The organism is Pseudomonas monteilii (assembly GCA_001534745.1).
In the GTDB taxonomy this organism is placed as follows: Bacteria; Pseudomonadota; Gammaproteobacteria; order Pseudomonadales; family Pseudomonadaceae; genus Aquipseudomonas; species Aquipseudomonas alabamensis.
This window is the reverse complement of sequence record CP013997.1, coordinates 1,300,699-1,316,581: the sequence shown is the minus strand read 5'-3', so window position 1 is coordinate 1,316,581 and position 15,883 is coordinate 1,300,699. Positions and strand designations below refer to the sequence as shown.

Sequence of the window (15,883 nt, the reverse complement as noted above, 5' to 3'; positions counted from 1 at the left end):
TCGGAATTTTCTTACATTTTTTTATTTTCCAGATCTGTAACGTGCTGCTTCTTTTCATTCCGCTGGCAAATTGGCTCTAACCTTCTAGTGGAGGGAAGCCTTTCAAGCTACTCACATCCACGGTGCCTGAGCATGCAAAGATCCCTACAGTGCAGCCTCCCACCGACTTACTTTCGGACGCTTTTGCTACTTCCTATTGTAAGCTACAGCTTTTCCTATTTGCTTGCCGACAGGGCTATTGCGCAAGAGCGCCCCTTGCACTTCAACCCCAACTTCATGCGCCAGTCCCCTGGCCAAGCCAAAGATGCCAGCGTCGCCGCCTTGAAGACTCTGACTCCTCAGGCCTCCCTTGCGCCTGGTCGGTATTCGGTCGACGTGCTGGTCAACCTGGCGCCTGCCGGCAAGCATGACATCGACTTCAAAGCACGCGACGATGGCAAGGGGCTGGAACCTTGCCTGAGCGCCAATCTGCTGCGCGAACTGGGCCTGCGTGAACAGGGCCTGGCAGAACCCTTGCCCAGCGACGAGCGTTGTGTGGACTTGCCTGCACGGGTACCAGAAGCCACGTACGACCTGGACGCTGGACAGCTGCGACTGGCGCTTTCCATCCCACAGATAGCCTTGCGCCGCGATGTGGCCGGCAACGTCGCACCCGAACGTTGGGACAACGGTATCAATGTCGCCTTCGTCAATTACCAGGCCTCTGCGCAGCGTTTCAGCGGCGCTGCCGCCGCCTCGCACAGCAGCCACGAACTCTACCTCAATAGCGGTATCAACCTCGGTGGCTGGCGCTTGCGCAGTAGCCAGAGCTGGCGTGACAGCGGTAAAGGTCAGGACTGGGTACATTTCAACACCTATGCCCAACATGATCTGCCCGGGCAGTGGGGCACGCTGACCCTGGGCGAGGCCTTCAGCCGCGGCGATGTCTTCCGAAGCGTGCCGATCAGAGGCGTCCAGTTGGCCACTGACATGGATATGCTGCCTGACGTGATGCAAAACTATGCGCCGGTGATACGCGGCGTGGCCCAGACCCGCGCCAAGCTGGAAGTCCTGCAGAACGGCTACCCGATCTACTCCACTTATGTAGCCCCTGGCCCTTACGAAATCGACGACCTGGGTGTCAGTGGCAGCAATGGCGACCTTGAAATCGTTCTTACCGAGGCCGATGGCCAGGTACGCCGCTTCATACAACCTTACTCTACCCTCAGCAACCTGCTGCGCGAAGGGGTATGGCGCTACAACCTGGTGGTCGGGCGCTACAACGGTGCAGACAAGACCGATAACCCTGCGTTGTGGCAAGCCACCCTCGCTCGCGGTGGCCGGTGGGGTACCACCTTGTATGGCGGTCTGATGGGCAGCGAGTATTACGACGCCGCCAATGTGGGTATTGCACGCGACTTCGGCACTCTGGGCGCCATTTCCCTGGACGCCACTCAAGCCAACACCGACCTGGGCGAGCAAGGGGGGCGCGTACAGGGACAAAGTTATGCCATGCGTTACGGCAAGGCTTTCCAGACCGGCACCAGCCTGCGCTTCGCAGGCTATCGCTACTCCACGGAAGGCTACCGTGAGTTCGATGAAGCCGTGCAGCAACGCAACGCCTCGAGTCGCTTTCAGGGCAACCGTCGCAGTCGTCTGGAAAGCTCGATCTACCAGTCGTTCGGAAACCGCAGCTCGTTGAGCCTGACCCTGTCTCAGGACGACTATTGGAACACCGATCGCCAACGACGCCAGTATCAGTTGCAGTTCAACACCCACTACCGTCGGGTCAGTATCAACCTGTATGCCTCGCAGGCATTGAGCGACAACCGTGGCAGCGACCGCATCCTGGGGCTCGGGGTCACCGTTCCACTGGATTGGAGCGCGCCTTCCACTGCGGGCTTCGATGTACAACAAAGCAATGGTCGCCTCAGCGAACGGGCGACCCTGAGCAGCGGTTCACAGGACAACCGGTTGAGTTACCTGGCATCGCTGGCCAATGACGAGCAGCAGCGCAAGACGACTGCCGTCTCGATGAGCTACCGGACACAGAAGGTGAACGTAGGCGCCGGGTATACCGAGGCAGACAACTTCCGTAGCGTCTCGATCAATGCCAGTGGCGCAGTGCTGGCGCACGCCGATGGCCTCGTGCTGGGGCAGTTCCTGAGCGAGACCAGTGCACTGGTACATGTGCCTGACGTACCTGGCGTTGGCGTCGATAATGCCCCTGGGGCAAGCACCGACGAGAGCGGCTACATCCTGGCACCTCATATGCGCCCCTACCGGGTCAATCAAGTCACCTTGCAAACCGATCAGCTCGATCCGGAGGTGGAAATCGAGAACGGCGCCATGCAGGTCGTCCCCCGCCGAGGCGCGGTCGTCCTGGCAGGCTTCAAGGCGCGCAAAGTCACTCGCCTGGTGCTGACCCTGCAGCACGCAGACGGCAGCCCTCTGCCCTTCGGCACACAGGTGAACGATCAAAAGGGTCAGCACCTGGCAGTGGTAGGTCAGGCCGGCCAGGCGCTGATTGCCACAGACACCCACGCACAAGTCCTTGAAGCGCGCTGGGGTGATCGCACTCAACAACGTTGTCTGCTGCAAATAGACCCGGCAACCATGCCGCAAGACCAAGGCTACCGCGTACAGACCTTGCGCTGCCCTGCGCCATGACCGGGTCTGTACGAAAATGCCACAGACTTTGCCACAGGAATCGATCATGCCTTCTTTTTCACGTCATTTCATCGGCATCGCAGCTGCGGCCACGTTAATGACTCTGTCGAGTCAAGCGCTTGCCGATTCAGAATGCAAATGGGAGACGACCCCTGGCCCCCTGCAGTTCACACATAACCTGGGCGGCCCTCTATGGGTGGCACGTGATGCCCTCAAAGGTAGCAAGATCTACTCCGCCGATTTCATCGGCGTACCAGGGCCTGGCTTTTTTTTGACTTGTGACAATGAGGGAAATCGTTTACTGACAGCGAACATGAACACACCCTTGCCGATCGCTCCCGGCCCCTTCCCGGATGTAGATGGAAAAAGGGTGGATGGCAAGGTACTGCAAACCAGCATCCCAGGGGTGGGTCTGTACATTGAGCTGGGCAGTTTCCTCAACGCACCTGCCAGCAACGCGTTTCAGGCAAACGACAATGGTGTCGGTGCGGTACCTTACATAGGCGAAAACCAGCAAAAAATGCTTCCTGTAGCAATGCGTATGGGAAACCTCTTCATCAAGTATGTGGCCTTGATCAAGACCGATGCCATACCGCCAGGCGTCCATACGTTTAATCAGGAAGTCGTAAGAGGCGCCATCACCGATGTCGGAGATGCCGTGCGATTGACGCTGACAGGGCAAGTCCAGCAAGCTCAGTGCACGCTCAAGGCCGATGCCGTCAGCGCCAACCCGGTACAACTGGGTACCCATGATCTTGCCCAGTTCACGGGCCAGGGCAGCACCACCAACCCGGTCGATTTCTTCATCACATTGAGCGACTGCGAGGATGACCCGGCAGGCAGTGTCTCGCGCGCATTCATGCGCCTGGATGGCGTGGACGGCTCGATACCGGTAGATCGGGACAGGGGCATCATCAGCTTGACCACGGACTCGACCGCCAACGGGATCGGTATTCAAGTCCTGCGAAGTGACAATACGCCGTTGAGATTGGAGGAGTTCGTGGACATGGTCGGCGTCACGCCTGGGATCACGCGCCTCGACTTGCGCGCCCGCTACTACCAGACAGACGCGAGGGTGACGCCTGGCGAAGCCAAAGGTGCCTTGAACTTCACCATCGAATACCGCTGAGCAACCTGGCCATGGTCTGCTCACCATGGCCAGGCTTTTCATGAGGCAAAAAAAAACGCACCAGAGGAATGTTAGATTCCCTGGTGCGCTTCTGTATTGGAGCGGGAAACGAGACTCGAACTCGCGACCCCGACCTTGGCAAGGTCGTGCTCTACCAACTGAGCTATTCCCGCAGTGTTACGCTTTACAACATTTGGCGTGAAGCGCCATGACGACCTTCACCACCTCTGCACCGTATAGACGCCACAGTCTTGAACTGGAGCGGGAAACGAGACTCGAACTCGCGACCCCGACCTTGGCAAGGTCGTGCTCTACCAACTGAGCTATTCCCGCAAATGGCGTCCCCTAGGGGACTCGAACCCCTGTTACCGCCGTGAAAGGGCGGTGTCCTAGGCCACTAGACGAAGGGGACACGCGACACTTTTCAGTGCACCCGACATGAACCTCACGATTCAGCCTGGATTTTCTTTTCCTGCCCCGCCGTGAGGCGTTGCCGGAGAAACTGGAGCGGGAAACGAGACTCGAACTCGCGACCCCGACCTTGGCAAGGTCGTGCTCTACCAACTGAGCTATTCCCGCAATGGCGTCCCCTAGGGGACTCGAACCCCTGTTACCGCCGTGAAAGGGCGGTGTCCTAGGCCACTAGACGAAGGGGACACGCTACAACATTCACTGCCTGCATCGCCTGGCGTTATGCTTTGCGCTGCAAGTGGCGCGCATTCTAGGGAGGCCACGAAGAAGCGTCAAGCCCTTTGTATAAATTTATTCAAATCAATCACTTCGCGCCCGCTGTCAGTGCGATGTCCCCCTCTATTCAGGGCCAAACATGAAGCCTGTACCCAGAAGCCCTCTTCTCTTTCATTCGGACGCTATTCGCTGCGACGCGAACTCACTACACTCCAAGCAGGCAAAATCTGACAGAGGCGTTACCGGTGACACCATTCCTGATCACCCTGCTGGTCGTGGCGGGCATTGCCCTGCTGATCGTCATCGGCTACCTCAACAATCTGGTGGAAAACACCCGGCTCGACCGCGCACGCCTGAAGATCGACCTCAACGAGCGTCAGCGGCGTTGTGGTGATATCAGCGAGACCTTCCCCGGGCAGTTCATGAGCCCTGCATTGAAGCTGCTGCTGGCGCGTATCGAGCTGGACCTGAACCAGCGCCTGCTGGCACTGGACAAGCGCGATGTCCGGCTCAAGACACGCATCGCCGAACTCGAGCAACTGGTCGCGCTGGGCGAGAAGATCCCGGTGAACAACCCGCCGAGCCCGATCGGCAGCGAAGCCAAGGCCAAGGACATCCGGGTGCTGCTCGAGGTGCTGCACCATCAGGTGGTGCGCGCCACCCACGAGAACGTGCTCACGCGCGAGGAAGGCAAGTACTGGGTCAAGCAGATCCAGCACATACTGGTGTTGCTGCACATCGAGTTTTTCAACAACCTGGGCCAGCAGTGCCTGGTCAAGGGGGAGCCCGGCCAGGCACGGCTGGCGTTCGAGCGCGGCGTGCAGTACCTGAGCAAGCAGCCTGAGCCTGCGGTGTACAAGGAGCAGCTGACCTATCTGGAGAAACTGCTGGCCCGTGCCAATGCACAGGCCTTGGATCAGCTGGAGCCGACCGAGGACGAGGACAACCAGTTGACCCAGGGCCTCAAGACGGACGAAGACGAGAACTGGAAGAAAAGAGCGCTGTACGACTGAAGATAACTGCCTTAACGGTCGTTGTGGCCCAGGTCGCGCTCAGGGTCGATCTGGTCGCGAATGCGTTGCTTGAGCACCTTGGCTTCGGGGAAGCCGCCATCGGCCTTGCGCTCCCAGACCTGCACCCCGCCGCAGGTGATGCGAAAGGTGCCGCCGCTGGCCGGTTCCAGGGCGACCCGGCCCAGTTCGTCCGCGAACGTCGACAGCAGTTCCTGGGCCAGCCAGGCGGCGCGCAGCAGCCATTGGCATTGGGTGCAGTAGGTGATGACGACTTCGGGTTTGTGCAGGCTCATGGGAAGACGGTTTCCTGTTCGTAGATGAAGAGGCGCCCGCAGCGTCAGGAACGCTCGAGGTTGTCGAGAATCTTGGCATGCACGCGCATGCACACTTCCAGATCCGCCTCGCTGACGCCCTCGAACAGCTCCACGCGCAGCGCGTTGGCAATGGTTTCGATCTGCTCGATCAGGGGCTTGGCGGGCGCGCACAGCTGGATCTTCTTGGCCCGGCGATCCTCGGCCACCGCTTGCCGCTGCACCAGCCCCTGCGCCTCCAGGCTGTCCAGCAGCCGGGCCAGGGTCGGCCCCTCCACCCCCACGCTCTGCGCCAATGCACGCTGGGTCGGCGCTTCCTCGAAACGGGCCAGGTGCAACAACACCAGCCAGCGGGCCTGGGACAGGTTGAGCCCGGCCAGCCGACGGTCCAGCTCGGCGCGCCAGCCGCGCGACATCTGGGCCAGCTGCATGCCGAAACGGTGTTGGTTGTTGGTCAGCGGCATAGGGTCACTCGATCATCGAAACTAATTATTAGGCAGCTAACCATGGCCTTGGGCAGCGTGCAAGGCTTTCGATGTAGGGAACGTCCTACCGTTTCGTGGCCTGGCACGCTGGCGGGCGTGGATCATTTCGACAGACCAGCGATACCGAGGCTGACTGCACCGCCGCCATCGCGGGCAAGCCCCCACAAGCGGCTTGCGCAGCCATGACTACATTGATGGCTGCAGAGGTCTGGATGGGAGCTGGCTTGCCAGCGATAGGGCCCAGCCAGGCGCCGCATGCAGTCGGGCATGTGCCGAGTAGAAAAGACAGTTGTTCCCACACGGGATAGCGATGCCCCGATGCATGAGTGCGGAGGTCTAGATCGCTGTGCCCTGCCCTGCCTGACTTGGCTCCTGTGGGAGCCGGCTTGCCGGCGATGGCGCCGGCCGAGGCACCGCGCTGCTAAAGGTGATCGACTACAGCTCGAACTCAGCCGCCAGCGCCGCCCGCACACAATGCAGCACGCCATCCGGTACGCGCCCGGTAAACTGTGCGGCAATGCTCGACACGGGTGGCAGCTCGCCTTCGCCGTCGAGAAACGCATCCTGGATCTCGCTGAGCAGATCCTCCGGCACATCCAGCGCCTGCTCCAGGCTCAGCTCCTGGCGCCCCAGCGATTCGGCCAGCAGGCTGTAGACGTTCTTCTCGCTGCAGTTCAACTGTCCAGCGATCTGCAATGGCGTCATGCCCGCGCGGGCCAGGCTGACCAGCTCATGGCGCAGATCGACGACCACCTTGGGCGCCTCGTCGTGGCCGCCCGCGCCGTTGAGCACCTCGAGGAACGCCTGGCCGTAGCGCTCCAGCTTGCGCGCACCGACCCCGCTGACGCGGCCCATCTCGGCCATGCTGGTGGGCTGGCTGCGCAGCATTTCCAGCAAGGTCGAGTCAGGGAAGATGACATAGGGTGGCACGCTGTGCTCCTCGGCCAGCTTGCGCCGCAGGCTGCGCAAGGCTTCCCACTGCTCGCGCTCCTCGCCCCGCACCAGTTGGCTGGCCGGGCTGCCGCCGCCGCTCTTGGCCACCGTCTGTGGCTTGAGGTCGCGGCGCAGTTGCAGCGTCACCTCGCCCCGCAGCAACGGACGGCAGCTGTCGGACAGGCGCAAGCCACCGTAGCCTTCGATGTCGATGTCCACCAGGCCCCGGGCCACCAGCTGCCGGAACAGCGAGCGCCATTCGTGCTCGCTGGTGGCCTTGCCTACCCCGAACACGGCCAGCTTCTCGTGGCCGAAGTTGCGTACCTTGTCGGTGCTCTTGCCCAGCAGCACATCGATCAGATGCCCGACCCCATAGCGCTGGCCAGTGCGATAGATCGCCGACAGCGCCTGACGAGCCGGCTCGGTGGCATCCCAGGTCTGCACCGGGTCGACACAGTTGTCGCAATGCCCGCACGGCTGCTCGAGTCGCTCGTCGAAATAGGCCAGCAGCGCCTGACGCCGGCAACCGCTCTCTTCGCACAGGGCGAGCATGGCGTCGAGCTTGTGCTGCTCGATGCGCTTGTGGCGTTCGTCGCCTTCGGAGTTCTGCAGCATCTGCTTGAGCATGACCATGTCCTGCAGGCCGTAGGCCATCCAGGCATCGGCGGGGAGGCCGTCACGCCCGGCACGCCCGGTCTCCTGGTAGTAGGCTTCCAGGGACTTGGGCAGGTCCAGGTGGGCGACGAAACGCACGTTGGGCTTGTCGATGCCCATGCCGAAGGCGATGGTGGCGACCATGATCAGGCCTTCCTCGTTGAGGAAGCGGTGCTGGTTGGCCGCACGCGTCTCGGCGGCGAGCCCGGCGTGATACGGCAGCGCCGGGAACCCCTGATCGCACAGGAAGGCCGCGGTTTCGTCGACTTTCTTGCGCGACAGGCAGTAGACGATACCGGCGTTGCCGTGGCGCTCACCGAGGAATGCCAGCAGCTGCTTGCGGGGCTGCTCCTTGGGCACGATGCGGTAGAAGATGTTCGGCCGGTCGAAGCTCGACAGGAACCGCTCGGCGCCTTGCAGGTGCAGCCGCTGGACGATCTCTTCGCGGGTGCGCATGTCGGCGGTGGCGGTCAGGGCGATGCGCGGCACGTTCGGGAACAGCTCGGCCAGTTGCCCGAGCTGCAGGTATTCGGGGCGGAAATCATGGCCCCACTGCGACACACAGTGGGCTTCGTCGATGGCGAACAGCGAGATGTGCAGGGAATTCAGGAAGTCCAGCATGCGCGGCTGCACCAGACGCTCCGGCGCCAGGTACAGCATCTTGATTTCACCACGACGCAGGCGTGCGGCCAGCTCACGCTGCTGGTCGGTGTTCAGGGTGGAATTGAGCGCGGCCGCAGCGACGCCCAGTTCGTCCAGGGTGGCCACCTGGTCGTCCATCAGGGCGATCAGTGGCGAGACCACCACCGTCAGCCCTGGTCGCAACAGGCCGGGCACCTGGAAGCACAGGGACTTGCCGCCCCCGGTGGGCATCAGCACCAGGGCGTCGCCGCCATTGGCCACGCATTCGATGATCGCGGCCTGTCGCCCGCGGAAACTGTCGTAGCCGAAGACGTCCTTGAGGACGCGCTGAGCCTGTTCGAGCATTGGAAACTCCACGAATCGCTTGATCCTGCGGGGGACAGGCTGACGGAAAAACCAGCCTGGCACACCCACGAATGCGTAAGCGGCTTTTGCCGCGCGGGCCGGACGCCCACGTCGGTGGAAAACCGCCGAGTATACCCCAGCACAGGTTCCGACAGGCGTTTCGCTGACAGGCGTTCCCTTTGCCCCGTGGCGACTGCAAGGTGCTAGAATTCGGTATCGTTTATTCCCAAGGTAGCCCTGTAATGTCCTTCGCCGAGCAACTGACCCGCCTGCAAGCCTTCCTCGACGCCGATGAGCTGCACGAAGAAGCGCTGGACTACGTCGCCGCCCACGGCTACCTGACCGCGCTGTCGATCTGTGCCGAAGACGTGCCGGAACGTGAATGGATCGATGCGTTGTTCGCCGAACAGCCGCGCTACACCAGCGAAGCGCAGCGCACCGAGATCGAAACCACCCTGGCGTCGCTCAAGGGCCACATCGCGCGCCAACTGGCCAGCGACGAGGAATTCGAGCTGCCGTGCGACCTGGACCTGGGCGACGAGCCGGACGATTCCGACCTGCGTGGCTGGTGCATCGGCTTCATGGAAGGCGTGTTCCTGCGCGAGGAAGCCTGGTTCGAGAACGCCGAGGAAGAAGTCAGCGAGATGCTGCTGCCGATCATGGTCGGCTCGGGCCTGTTCGACGAGCAGCCGGAGTTCGAGGACATCGCCCGCACGCCGAGCCTGCAGGACGACATGATCGTGCAGATCCCCGAAGCACTGACCGCGCTGTTCCTGCTGCTGCAGGCACCGGACGAAAAACCTGCCCTGCTCAAGCCCCGCCACCACTGATCCGTGACGCGCTACCTGCTGCTGGCCCTGGGCTGGCTCAGCGTCGCGCTGGGGGTGATCGGCATCTTCCTGCCGCTGCTGCCGACCACCCCGTTCCTGCTCCTGGCTGCCGCCTGCTTCGCCCGCAGCTCGCCGCGCTTTCACACCTGGCTGATCGAGCATCCCCGCCTGGGGCCCTGGATCCGCGGCTACCTGGGCGGTGAAGGCATCCCCCTCAAGGGCAAGGCCTGGGCCATCGGGCTGATGTGGGCCAGCATCGGCCTGTCCTGTTACCTGGTGCCCATGCCGTGGGCGCGGGTGTTCATGCTGGCCAGCGCGGTCGGCGTCACGGTCTACATCCTTCGTCAGAAAACCCGTCGATAACCCCTGATGTGCAGCGTTCCTGCAGCCCATCGACACACGGCTGCAAGCCGTATCCTGGACCTATATAACCAAAAGCTCTAAAACTCTCGGCGCCCACGTCAGGTCACTACCTGAGTGCTCCACGTTGGAGCACCTTCCCCAACGGAAAAACCGGTAAGGACTTATGTGCGGATTAGCTGGCGAGTTGCGCTTCACCCCTTTCAATCAAGCCCCACGTCCGGCGGACCTCGCCGCCGTGGAGCGGATCACCCACCACCTGGCGCCACGCGGCCCGGATGCCTGGGGATTCCATAGCCAAGGGCCGGTTGCGCTCGGCCATCGACGCCTGAAGATCATGGACCTGTCCGACGGTTCGGCGCAGCCGATGACCGATGGCAACCTGGGCCTGGCGTTGGCGTTCAATGGCGCCATCTACAACTTCCCCGAGCTGCGCGAAGAACTGCAGGCCCTGGGTTACGCCTTCCATTCCGACGGCGATACCGAAGTGCTGCTCAAGGGCTACCACGCCTGGGGCGAAGCATTGCTGCCCAAGCTCAACGGCATGTTCGCCTTCGCCGTCTGGGAGCGTGACACTCAGCGCCTGTTCCTGGCCCGCGACCGTCTGGGCGTCAAGCCGCTGTACCTGTCGCGCAACGGCGAGCGCCTGCGTTTCGCCTCCAGCCTGCCGGCGCTGCTCAAGGGCGGCGACATCGACCCGATGCTCGACCCGGTGGCCCTGAACCACTACCTGAACTTCCATGCCGTGGTACCGGCACCGCGCACGCTGCTGGCCAACGTGCAGAAGCTCGAGCCGGCCACCTGGATGCGTATCGACGCCCATGGCCAGGTCGAACAGAAGACCTGGTGGTCGCTGCAGTACGGCCCCAACGCCGATGAGCAGCACCTGACCCTGAACGACTGGACCGACCGTGTACTGGACGCCACCCGTGACGCCGTGGCCATTCGCCAGCGCGCGGCCATCGACGTCGGCGTGCTGCTGTCCGGTGGCGTCGATTCCAGCCTGTTGGTCGGCCTGCTGCGCGAGGTCGGCGTGGATGACCTGTCGACCTTCTCCATCGGCTTCGAGGATGCCGGTGGCGAGCGTGGCGACGAGTTCCAGTATTCGGACCTCATCGCCCGCCACTACGGCACCCGGCATCACCAGCTGCGCATCGCCGAGCACGAGATCATCGACCAGCTGCCGGCCGCCTTCCGGGCGATGAGCGAGCCGATGGTCAGCCACGACTGCATCGCCTTCTACCTGCTGTCCCGTGAAGTGGCCAAGCATTGCAAAGGCGTGCAGAGCGGCCAGGGCGCCGACGAGCTGTTCGCCGGCTACCACTGGTACCCGCAGGTCGATGGCGCCGCGGACCCCTATGCGGCGTACCGCGATGCCTTCTTCGACCGCAGCTACGACGAGTACCGGCAGACGGTCAAGGCGCCCTGGGCGCTGGACTACGACGCGGCGGGCGACTTCGTGCGCGAACACTTCGCCAAGCCCGGTGCCGACGCGGCGGTGGACAAGGCCCTGCGCCTGGACAGCACGGTGATGTTGGTGGACGACCCGGTCAAGCGCGTGGACAACATGACCATGGCCTGGGGCCTGGAAGCGCGCACGCCGTTCCTCGACTACCGCCTGGCCGAACTGTCGGCGCGCATTCCGGCGCGCTTCAAGCTGCCCGACGGCGGCAAGCAGGTGCTCAAGGAAGCCGCGCGCCGCGTGATCCCCCACGAGGTCATCGACCGCAAGAAAGGCTACTTCCCGGTCCCCGGCCTCAAGCACCTCGAAGGCGCCACGCTGGGCTGGGTCCGCGACCTGCTGACCGACCCGAGCCAGGACCGCGGCCTGTTCGATCCGGCCATGCTCGATACCTTGCTGAGCAACCCCCACGGTCAGTTGACCCCCTTGCGCGGCTCCAAGCTCTGGCAACTGGCGGCGCTGAACCTGTGGCTCAGCGAGCAAGGACTCTGACCGATGAAACCCCATGAAACGTCCTACGGCCAGCGGTTGCTGCGCGGCCAGACCCCGTCCTACGAGCGCCTGCAAGCGCGCTTGGCCGAGGATGGCAGCGAGCCGCATCATCACCCGCGTGCCGTGCACTGTGGCTGGGGACGACTGCTGATCGGCCACACCTACCCGGACCCAGCCAACCTGGCCAAGGCGCTGCTCGACGAGCAGCCCGGCGAGCGCGACATTGCGCTGTACGTCGCCGCGCCCCAGCAGGTGCTGGCCTATTCACCCCAGCAACTGTTCCTAGACCCTTCCGACACCCTGCGCCTGTGGTTCACCGACTACCGGCCCGCCCAGCGCGTGTTTCGCGGCTTCCGCATCCGGCGCGCACAAGCCGAGAGCGACTGGCAGGCGATCAATACGCTCTACCAGGCCCGCGGCATGCTGCCCATCGACCCCGAGCGCCTGACGCCGCGGCACCAGGGCGGCCCGGTGTACTGGCTGGCCGAAGACGAAGACACCCAGGCGATCATCGGGAGCGTCATGGGCCTGAACCACAGCAAGGCCTTCGACGACCCCGAGCATGGCTGCAGCCTCTGGTGCCTGGCGGTGGACCCGCACTGCACGCGCCCCGGCGTGGGCGAGGTGCTGGTGCGTCACTTGATCGAGCACTTCATGAGCCGTGGCCTGGCCTACCTGGACCTGTCGGTGCTGCATGACAATCGCCAGGCCAAGCGCCTGTACACCAAGCTGGGCTTTCGCAACCTGCCGACCTTCGCAGTCAAGCGCAAGAACGGCATCAACCAGACGCTGTTCCTGGGCCCAGGCCCCGAGGCCAAGCTCAACCCCTATGCCCGCATCATCGTCGACGAGGCCTTCCGTCGGGGTATCGAGGTGCAGGTCGACGATGCGGCGGCGGGCCTGTTCACCCTGAGCCTGGGTGGGCGCCGCGTGCGCTGCCGCGAGTCGTTGAGCGACCTGACCAGCGCGGTGAGCATGACCCTGTGCCAGGACAAGCGCCTGACCCGACAAGCCCTGCATGGTGTCGGCCTGCAGGTGCCTGCGCAACAGCTGGCGGGCGATGCCGAGGAAGACCTGGCGTTTCTGGAGAGCCATGGCGCGATCGTGGTCAAGCCGGTCGATGGCGAGCAGGGCCAGGGCGTGGCCGTGAACATCACCCGCGTGGACGAACTGACCCAGGCCATCGAACAGGCCCGACGGTTCGACAGCCGTGTGCTGCTGGAAAGCTACCACCCCGGCCTTGACCTGCGCATCGTGGTCATCGGCCATGAAGTCGTGGCCGCCGCCGTGCGTCACCCGGCCCAGGTGATCGGCGACGGCACGCACACCATCAAGGCCCTGATCGAGGCGCAGAGCCGACGTCGCCAGGCGGCCACTGGCGGTGAAAGCCGCATCCCCATGGACGAGGAAACCGAGCGCACGCTGCGCGATGCCGGCCTGGACTACGACCATATCCTGGCCAACGGCCAACGCCTGAACGTGCGTCGCACCGCCAACCTGCACACCGGCGGCACCCTCGAGGATGTCACCGAACGCCTGCACCCGGTGCTCGCCGAGGCCGCCATCCGCGCCGCTCGTGCCTTGGACATCCCCGTGGTCGGCCTGGACCTGATGGTGAGCGCCGCCGACCAGCCCGAGTACGTGTTCATCGAGGCCAACGAACGCGCTGGCCTGGCCAACCATGAACCGCAACCCACTGCCGAACGTTTCGTTGACTTGCTGTTCCCGCACAGCCGTTCGATCACCTGACCCGAAGGAGCGTGCATGCCTGAATCCACCCTGGGACCCGACCTGGACTACCTGCGCAAGGTGCTGCTGGAGATGCTTGCCATCCCCAGCCCGACCGGTTTCACCGACACCATCGTGCGCTACGTCGCCGAGCGCCTGGAAGAACTCGGCATCCCCTACGAGCTGACCCGGCGCGGCACCATCCGCGCCACCCTCAAGGGCCGGCAAAGCTCACCGGACCGTGCCGTCTCCGCGCACCTGGACACCATCGGCGCCAGCGTGCGCCAACTGATGGACAATGGCCGTCTGGCCCTGGCCCCGGTCGGTTGCTGGTCGAGCCGGTTCGCCGAGGGCAGCCGGGTCAGCGTGTTCACCGACGCGGGCGTGTTCCGCGGCAGCGTGTTGCCGTTGATGGCCAGCGGTCATGCGTTCAACACCGCCATCGACCAGATGCCGATCAGCTGGGACCACGTGGAAGTGCGTCTGGACGCCTACTGCGCCACCCGCGCCGATTGCGAATCGCTGGGCGTGGGCGTGGGCGACTTCGTGGCCTTCGACCCGCTGCCGGAGTTCACCGAAAGCGGGCACATTAGCGCCCGTCACCTGGACGACAAGGCTGGCGTCGCGGCGCTGCTGGCCGCGCTCAAGGCCGTGGTGGAAAGCGGCCAGCAGCCGCTGATCGACTGCCACCCGCTGTTCACCATCACCGAAGAGACCGGCTCCGGCGCGGCTGGCGCCCTGCCCTGGGACGTCAGCGAGTTCGTCGGCATCGACATCGCGCCCGTGGCGCCCGGCCAGGCCTCCAGCGAACATGCCGTCAGCGTGGCCATGCAGGATTCCTCAGGCCCCTATGACTATCACCTGTCACGCCACCTGCTGAAGCTGGCAGGCGAGCACGAGGTGCCGGTGCGCCGTGACCTGTTCCGCTACTACTACAGCGATGCCCACTCGGCCGTGACGGCAGGCCATGACATCCGCACGGCCCTGGTGGCGTTCGGTTGCGACGCCACCCACGGCTACGAGCGCACGCACATCGACAGCCTGGCAGCCCTGAGCCGCCTGCTGGGGGCTTACCTGATGAGCCCGCCGGTGTTCGCCAGCGACTCCCACCCGTCCACCGCGTCCCTCGAGCAGTTCAGCCATCAGCTGGAGCACGACACGCAGATGGAAAGCGAGACGCGGGTGCCGGCCGTGGACAGCCTGCTGGGCCACAAGACCGAACCGCACTGACCATGGACAGGAAGGGGCTCTCTGCCGAGCCCCTCTTCTTCCTACAATTGACGTACTATCGTCTGACCTGAACCGGACGACCTTCCCATGCTCATTCCCTACGACCAGCTCGAAGCCGAGACCCTGACCCGCCTGATCGAGGACTTCGTTACCCGCGACGGCACCGACAATGGCGACGACACGCCGTTGCAGACCCGTGTACTGCGCGTGCGTCAGGCCCTGGCCAAGGGCCAGGCGTTCATCCTGTTTGACCCGGAAAGCCAGCAGTGCCAGTTGCTGGCCCGCCACGACGTGCCCAAGGAGTTGCTGGAGTAAGGCTCAGGCGGCCTGAAAGCGCGGACCGAACAGGATCAGGCTGGCGCCGATCACGCACAACAGCGCGCCCAGCCAGTCGCTGCCCAAGGGCCGCACACGTTCGACCAGCGCCAGCCAGCCCAACGAGCTGACAATGTAGATCCCCCCGTAAGCCGCATAGGCCCGCCCGGCATAGGCAGCCTCGACACGCGTCAGCACCAGCGCGAAGCAGGTCAGGCTGAGCAAGGCCGGCACGATCCACCAGGCGCTCTTGCCCAGGCGCAACCACAGGTAGAACGCATAGCAGCCGGCGATCTCCAAGACCGCGGCCAGCAAGAACCAGCAATAGTTGACCATCGGACGCCTCGTCTCGGAAAAGCTGAGCAGCATACCGCAAGCCAGTGCCCGCACTCGGGCCCTTCTCCCATGGCAAATAAATAACTCGTTGATGATTTCAGAACCTTGCGGACCCTGTGGGAGCGGGCTTGCCCGCGATGCAGGCGGTGACGAACCGGCCGCTATCGCGGGCAAGCCCGCTCCCACAGGTAACCGCGATGACTTGCAACCCCGCGGTGGGACTACGGGTGTAGGCGCGACCCCTGTGTCGCGATTGGCCCACATAACTCGCGCAAAAACTCG

Annotated in this window: 13 protein-coding genes and 5 tRNA genes; 9 read left to right on the top strand and 9 right to left on the bottom strand. The window is 63.7% G+C overall.

What is annotated here, in order from left to right; all coding sequences use genetic code 11:
* Positions 1-276: 276 nt before the first annotated feature.
* Complete coding sequence (locus APT63_05930; GenBank protein ID AMA47799.1) at positions 277-2,649, top strand: ferrous iron transporter B; 2,373 nt, start codon at positions 277-279, stop codon at positions 2,647-2,649.
* Positions 2,650-2,695: 46 nt separating this feature from the next.
* The gene (locus tag APT63_05925) at positions 2,696-3,778 is read left to right on the top strand and encodes a fimbrial protein (protein ID AMA45202.1); all 1,083 of its coding nucleotides are present in this window, start codon (positions 2,696-2,698) and stop codon (positions 3,776-3,778) included.
* 97 nt (positions 3,779-3,875) lie between these two features.
* Here APT63_05925 and APT63_05920 read toward each other — a convergent pair.
* The 5 genes from APT63_05920 to APT63_05900 all read right to left on the bottom strand — a co-directional run bounded on the left by APT63_05920 (position 3,876) and on the right by APT63_05900 (position 4,435).
* Positions 3,876-3,951, bottom strand: a tRNA-Gly gene (locus tag APT63_05920).
* A gap of 84 nt (positions 3,952-4,035) precedes the next feature.
* Positions 4,036-4,111: transfer RNA gene (locus tag APT63_05915), tRNA-Gly, on the bottom strand.
* Between the two features lie 3 nt (positions 4,112-4,114).
* A tRNA-Glu gene (locus tag APT63_05910) sits at positions 4,115-4,190 on the bottom strand.
* A gap of 91 nt (positions 4,191-4,281) precedes the next feature.
* Positions 4,282-4,357: transfer RNA gene (locus APT63_05905), tRNA-Gly, on the bottom strand.
* A 2-nt stretch (positions 4,358-4,359) separates the two neighbouring features.
* A tRNA-Glu gene (locus APT63_05900) sits at positions 4,360-4,435 on the bottom strand.
* Between the two features lie 275 nt (positions 4,436-4,710).
* On the opposite strand from APT63_05900, the gene APT63_05895 reads away from it, so the two are divergent.
* Positions 4,711-5,478 (top strand): hypothetical protein, encoded by a 768-nt coding sequence (locus APT63_05895; GenBank protein AMA45201.1) that lies wholly within the window; start codon positions 4,711-4,713, stop codon positions 5,476-5,478.
* Positions 5,479-5,489: 11 nt separating this feature from the next.
* Here APT63_05895 and APT63_05890 read toward each other — a convergent pair whose 3' ends face one another.
* The 3 genes from APT63_05890 to APT63_05880 form a co-directional block, all read right to left on the bottom strand.
* Positions 5,490-5,771 (bottom strand): selenoprotein, encoded by a 282-nt coding sequence (locus APT63_05890; GenBank protein ID AMA45200.1) that lies wholly within the window; start codon positions 5,769-5,771, stop codon positions 5,490-5,492.
* A 44-nt stretch (positions 5,772-5,815) separates the two neighbouring features.
* Entirely contained in the window at positions 5,816-6,253 is a 438-nt protein-coding gene (locus APT63_05885; protein ID AMA45199.1) for a MarR family transcriptional regulator, read from the bottom strand.
* A gap of 456 nt (positions 6,254-6,709) precedes the next feature.
* Entirely contained in the window at positions 6,710-8,848 is a 2,139-nt protein-coding gene (locus APT63_05880; protein AMA45198.1) for an ATP-dependent DNA helicase RecQ, read from the bottom strand.
* Between the two features lie 242 nt (positions 8,849-9,090).
* On the opposite strand from APT63_05880, the gene APT63_05875 reads away from it, so the two are divergent.
* The 6 genes from APT63_05875 (at position 9,091) to APT63_05850 (ending at position 15,265) form a co-directional block, all read left to right on the top strand.
* A complete protein-coding gene (locus tag APT63_05875; GenBank protein AMA45197.1) occupies positions 9,091-9,678 on the top strand; it encodes a hypothetical protein in 588 nt (195 codons plus the stop codon).
* 3 nt (positions 9,679-9,681) lie between these two features.
* A complete protein-coding gene (locus APT63_05870) occupies positions 9,682-10,041 on the top strand; it encodes a hypothetical protein (GenBank protein AMA45196.1) in 360 nt (119 codons plus the stop codon).
* Positions 10,042-10,204: 163 nt separating this feature from the next.
* Entirely contained in the window at positions 10,205-11,992 is a 1,788-nt protein-coding gene (locus APT63_05865; GenBank protein AMA45195.1) for an asparagine synthetase B, read from the top strand.
* A 3-nt stretch (positions 11,993-11,995) separates the two neighbouring features.
* A complete protein-coding gene (locus APT63_05860; GenBank protein AMA45194.1) occupies positions 11,996-13,741 on the top strand; it encodes a GNAT family acetyltransferase in 1,746 nt (581 codons plus the stop codon).
* Positions 13,742-13,756: 15 nt separating this feature from the next.
* Positions 13,757-14,950, top strand: coding sequence for a peptidase M42 (locus APT63_05855; protein ID AMA45193.1), 1,194 nt, complete (start codon positions 13,757-13,759; stop codon positions 14,948-14,950).
* An 87-nt stretch (positions 14,951-15,037) separates the two neighbouring features.
* Positions 15,038-15,265: a hypothetical protein gene (locus APT63_05850; protein ID AMA45192.1), complete on the top strand. Its 228-nt coding sequence runs from the start codon at positions 15,038-15,040 to the stop codon at positions 15,263-15,265.
* 3 nt (positions 15,266-15,268) lie between these two features.
* Here APT63_05850 and APT63_05845 read toward each other — a convergent pair whose 3' ends face one another.
* Complete coding sequence (locus tag APT63_05845; GenBank protein AMA45191.1) at positions 15,269-15,601, bottom strand: hypothetical protein; 333 nt, start codon at positions 15,599-15,601, stop codon at positions 15,269-15,271.
* Between the last annotated feature and the right edge of the window lie 282 nt (positions 15,602-15,883).

Bases quoted from the DNA above. Each gene is read 5' to 3' on its own strand.
- APT63_05930 (AMA47799.1), top strand. From the start codon at position 277: ATGCGCCAGTCCCCTGGCCAAGCCAAAGATGCCAGCGTCGCCGCCTTG.
- APT63_05925 (AMA45202.1), top strand. From the start codon at position 2,696: ATGCCTTCTTTTTCACGTCATTTCATCGGCATCGCAGCTGCGGCCACG.
- APT63_05890 (AMA45200.1), bottom strand. From the start codon at position 5,771: ATGAGCCTGCACAAACCCGAAGTCGTCATCACCTACTGCACCCAATGC.
- APT63_05885 (AMA45199.1), bottom strand. From the start codon at position 6,253: ATGCCGCTGACCAACAACCAACACCGTTTCGGCATGCAGCTGGCCCAG.
- APT63_05880 (AMA45198.1), bottom strand. From the start codon at position 8,848: ATGCTCGAACAGGCTCAGCGCGTCCTCAAGGACGTCTTCGGCTACGAC.
- APT63_05875 (AMA45197.1), top strand. From the start codon at position 9,091: ATGTCCTTCGCCGAGCAACTGACCCGCCTGCAAGCCTTCCTCGACGCC.
- APT63_05865 (AMA45195.1), top strand. From the start codon at position 10,205: ATGTGCGGATTAGCTGGCGAGTTGCGCTTCACCCCTTTCAATCAAGCC.
- APT63_05860 (AMA45194.1), top strand. From the start codon at position 11,996: ATGAAACCCCATGAAACGTCCTACGGCCAGCGGTTGCTGCGCGGCCAG.
- APT63_05855 (AMA45193.1), top strand. From the start codon at position 13,757: ATGCCTGAATCCACCCTGGGACCCGACCTGGACTACCTGCGCAAGGTG.
- APT63_05850 (AMA45192.1), top strand. From the start codon at position 15,038: ATGCTCATTCCCTACGACCAGCTCGAAGCCGAGACCCTGACCCGCCTG.
- APT63_05845 (AMA45191.1), bottom strand. From the start codon at position 15,601: ATGGTCAACTATTGCTGGTTCTTGCTGGCCGCGGTCTTGGAGATCGCC.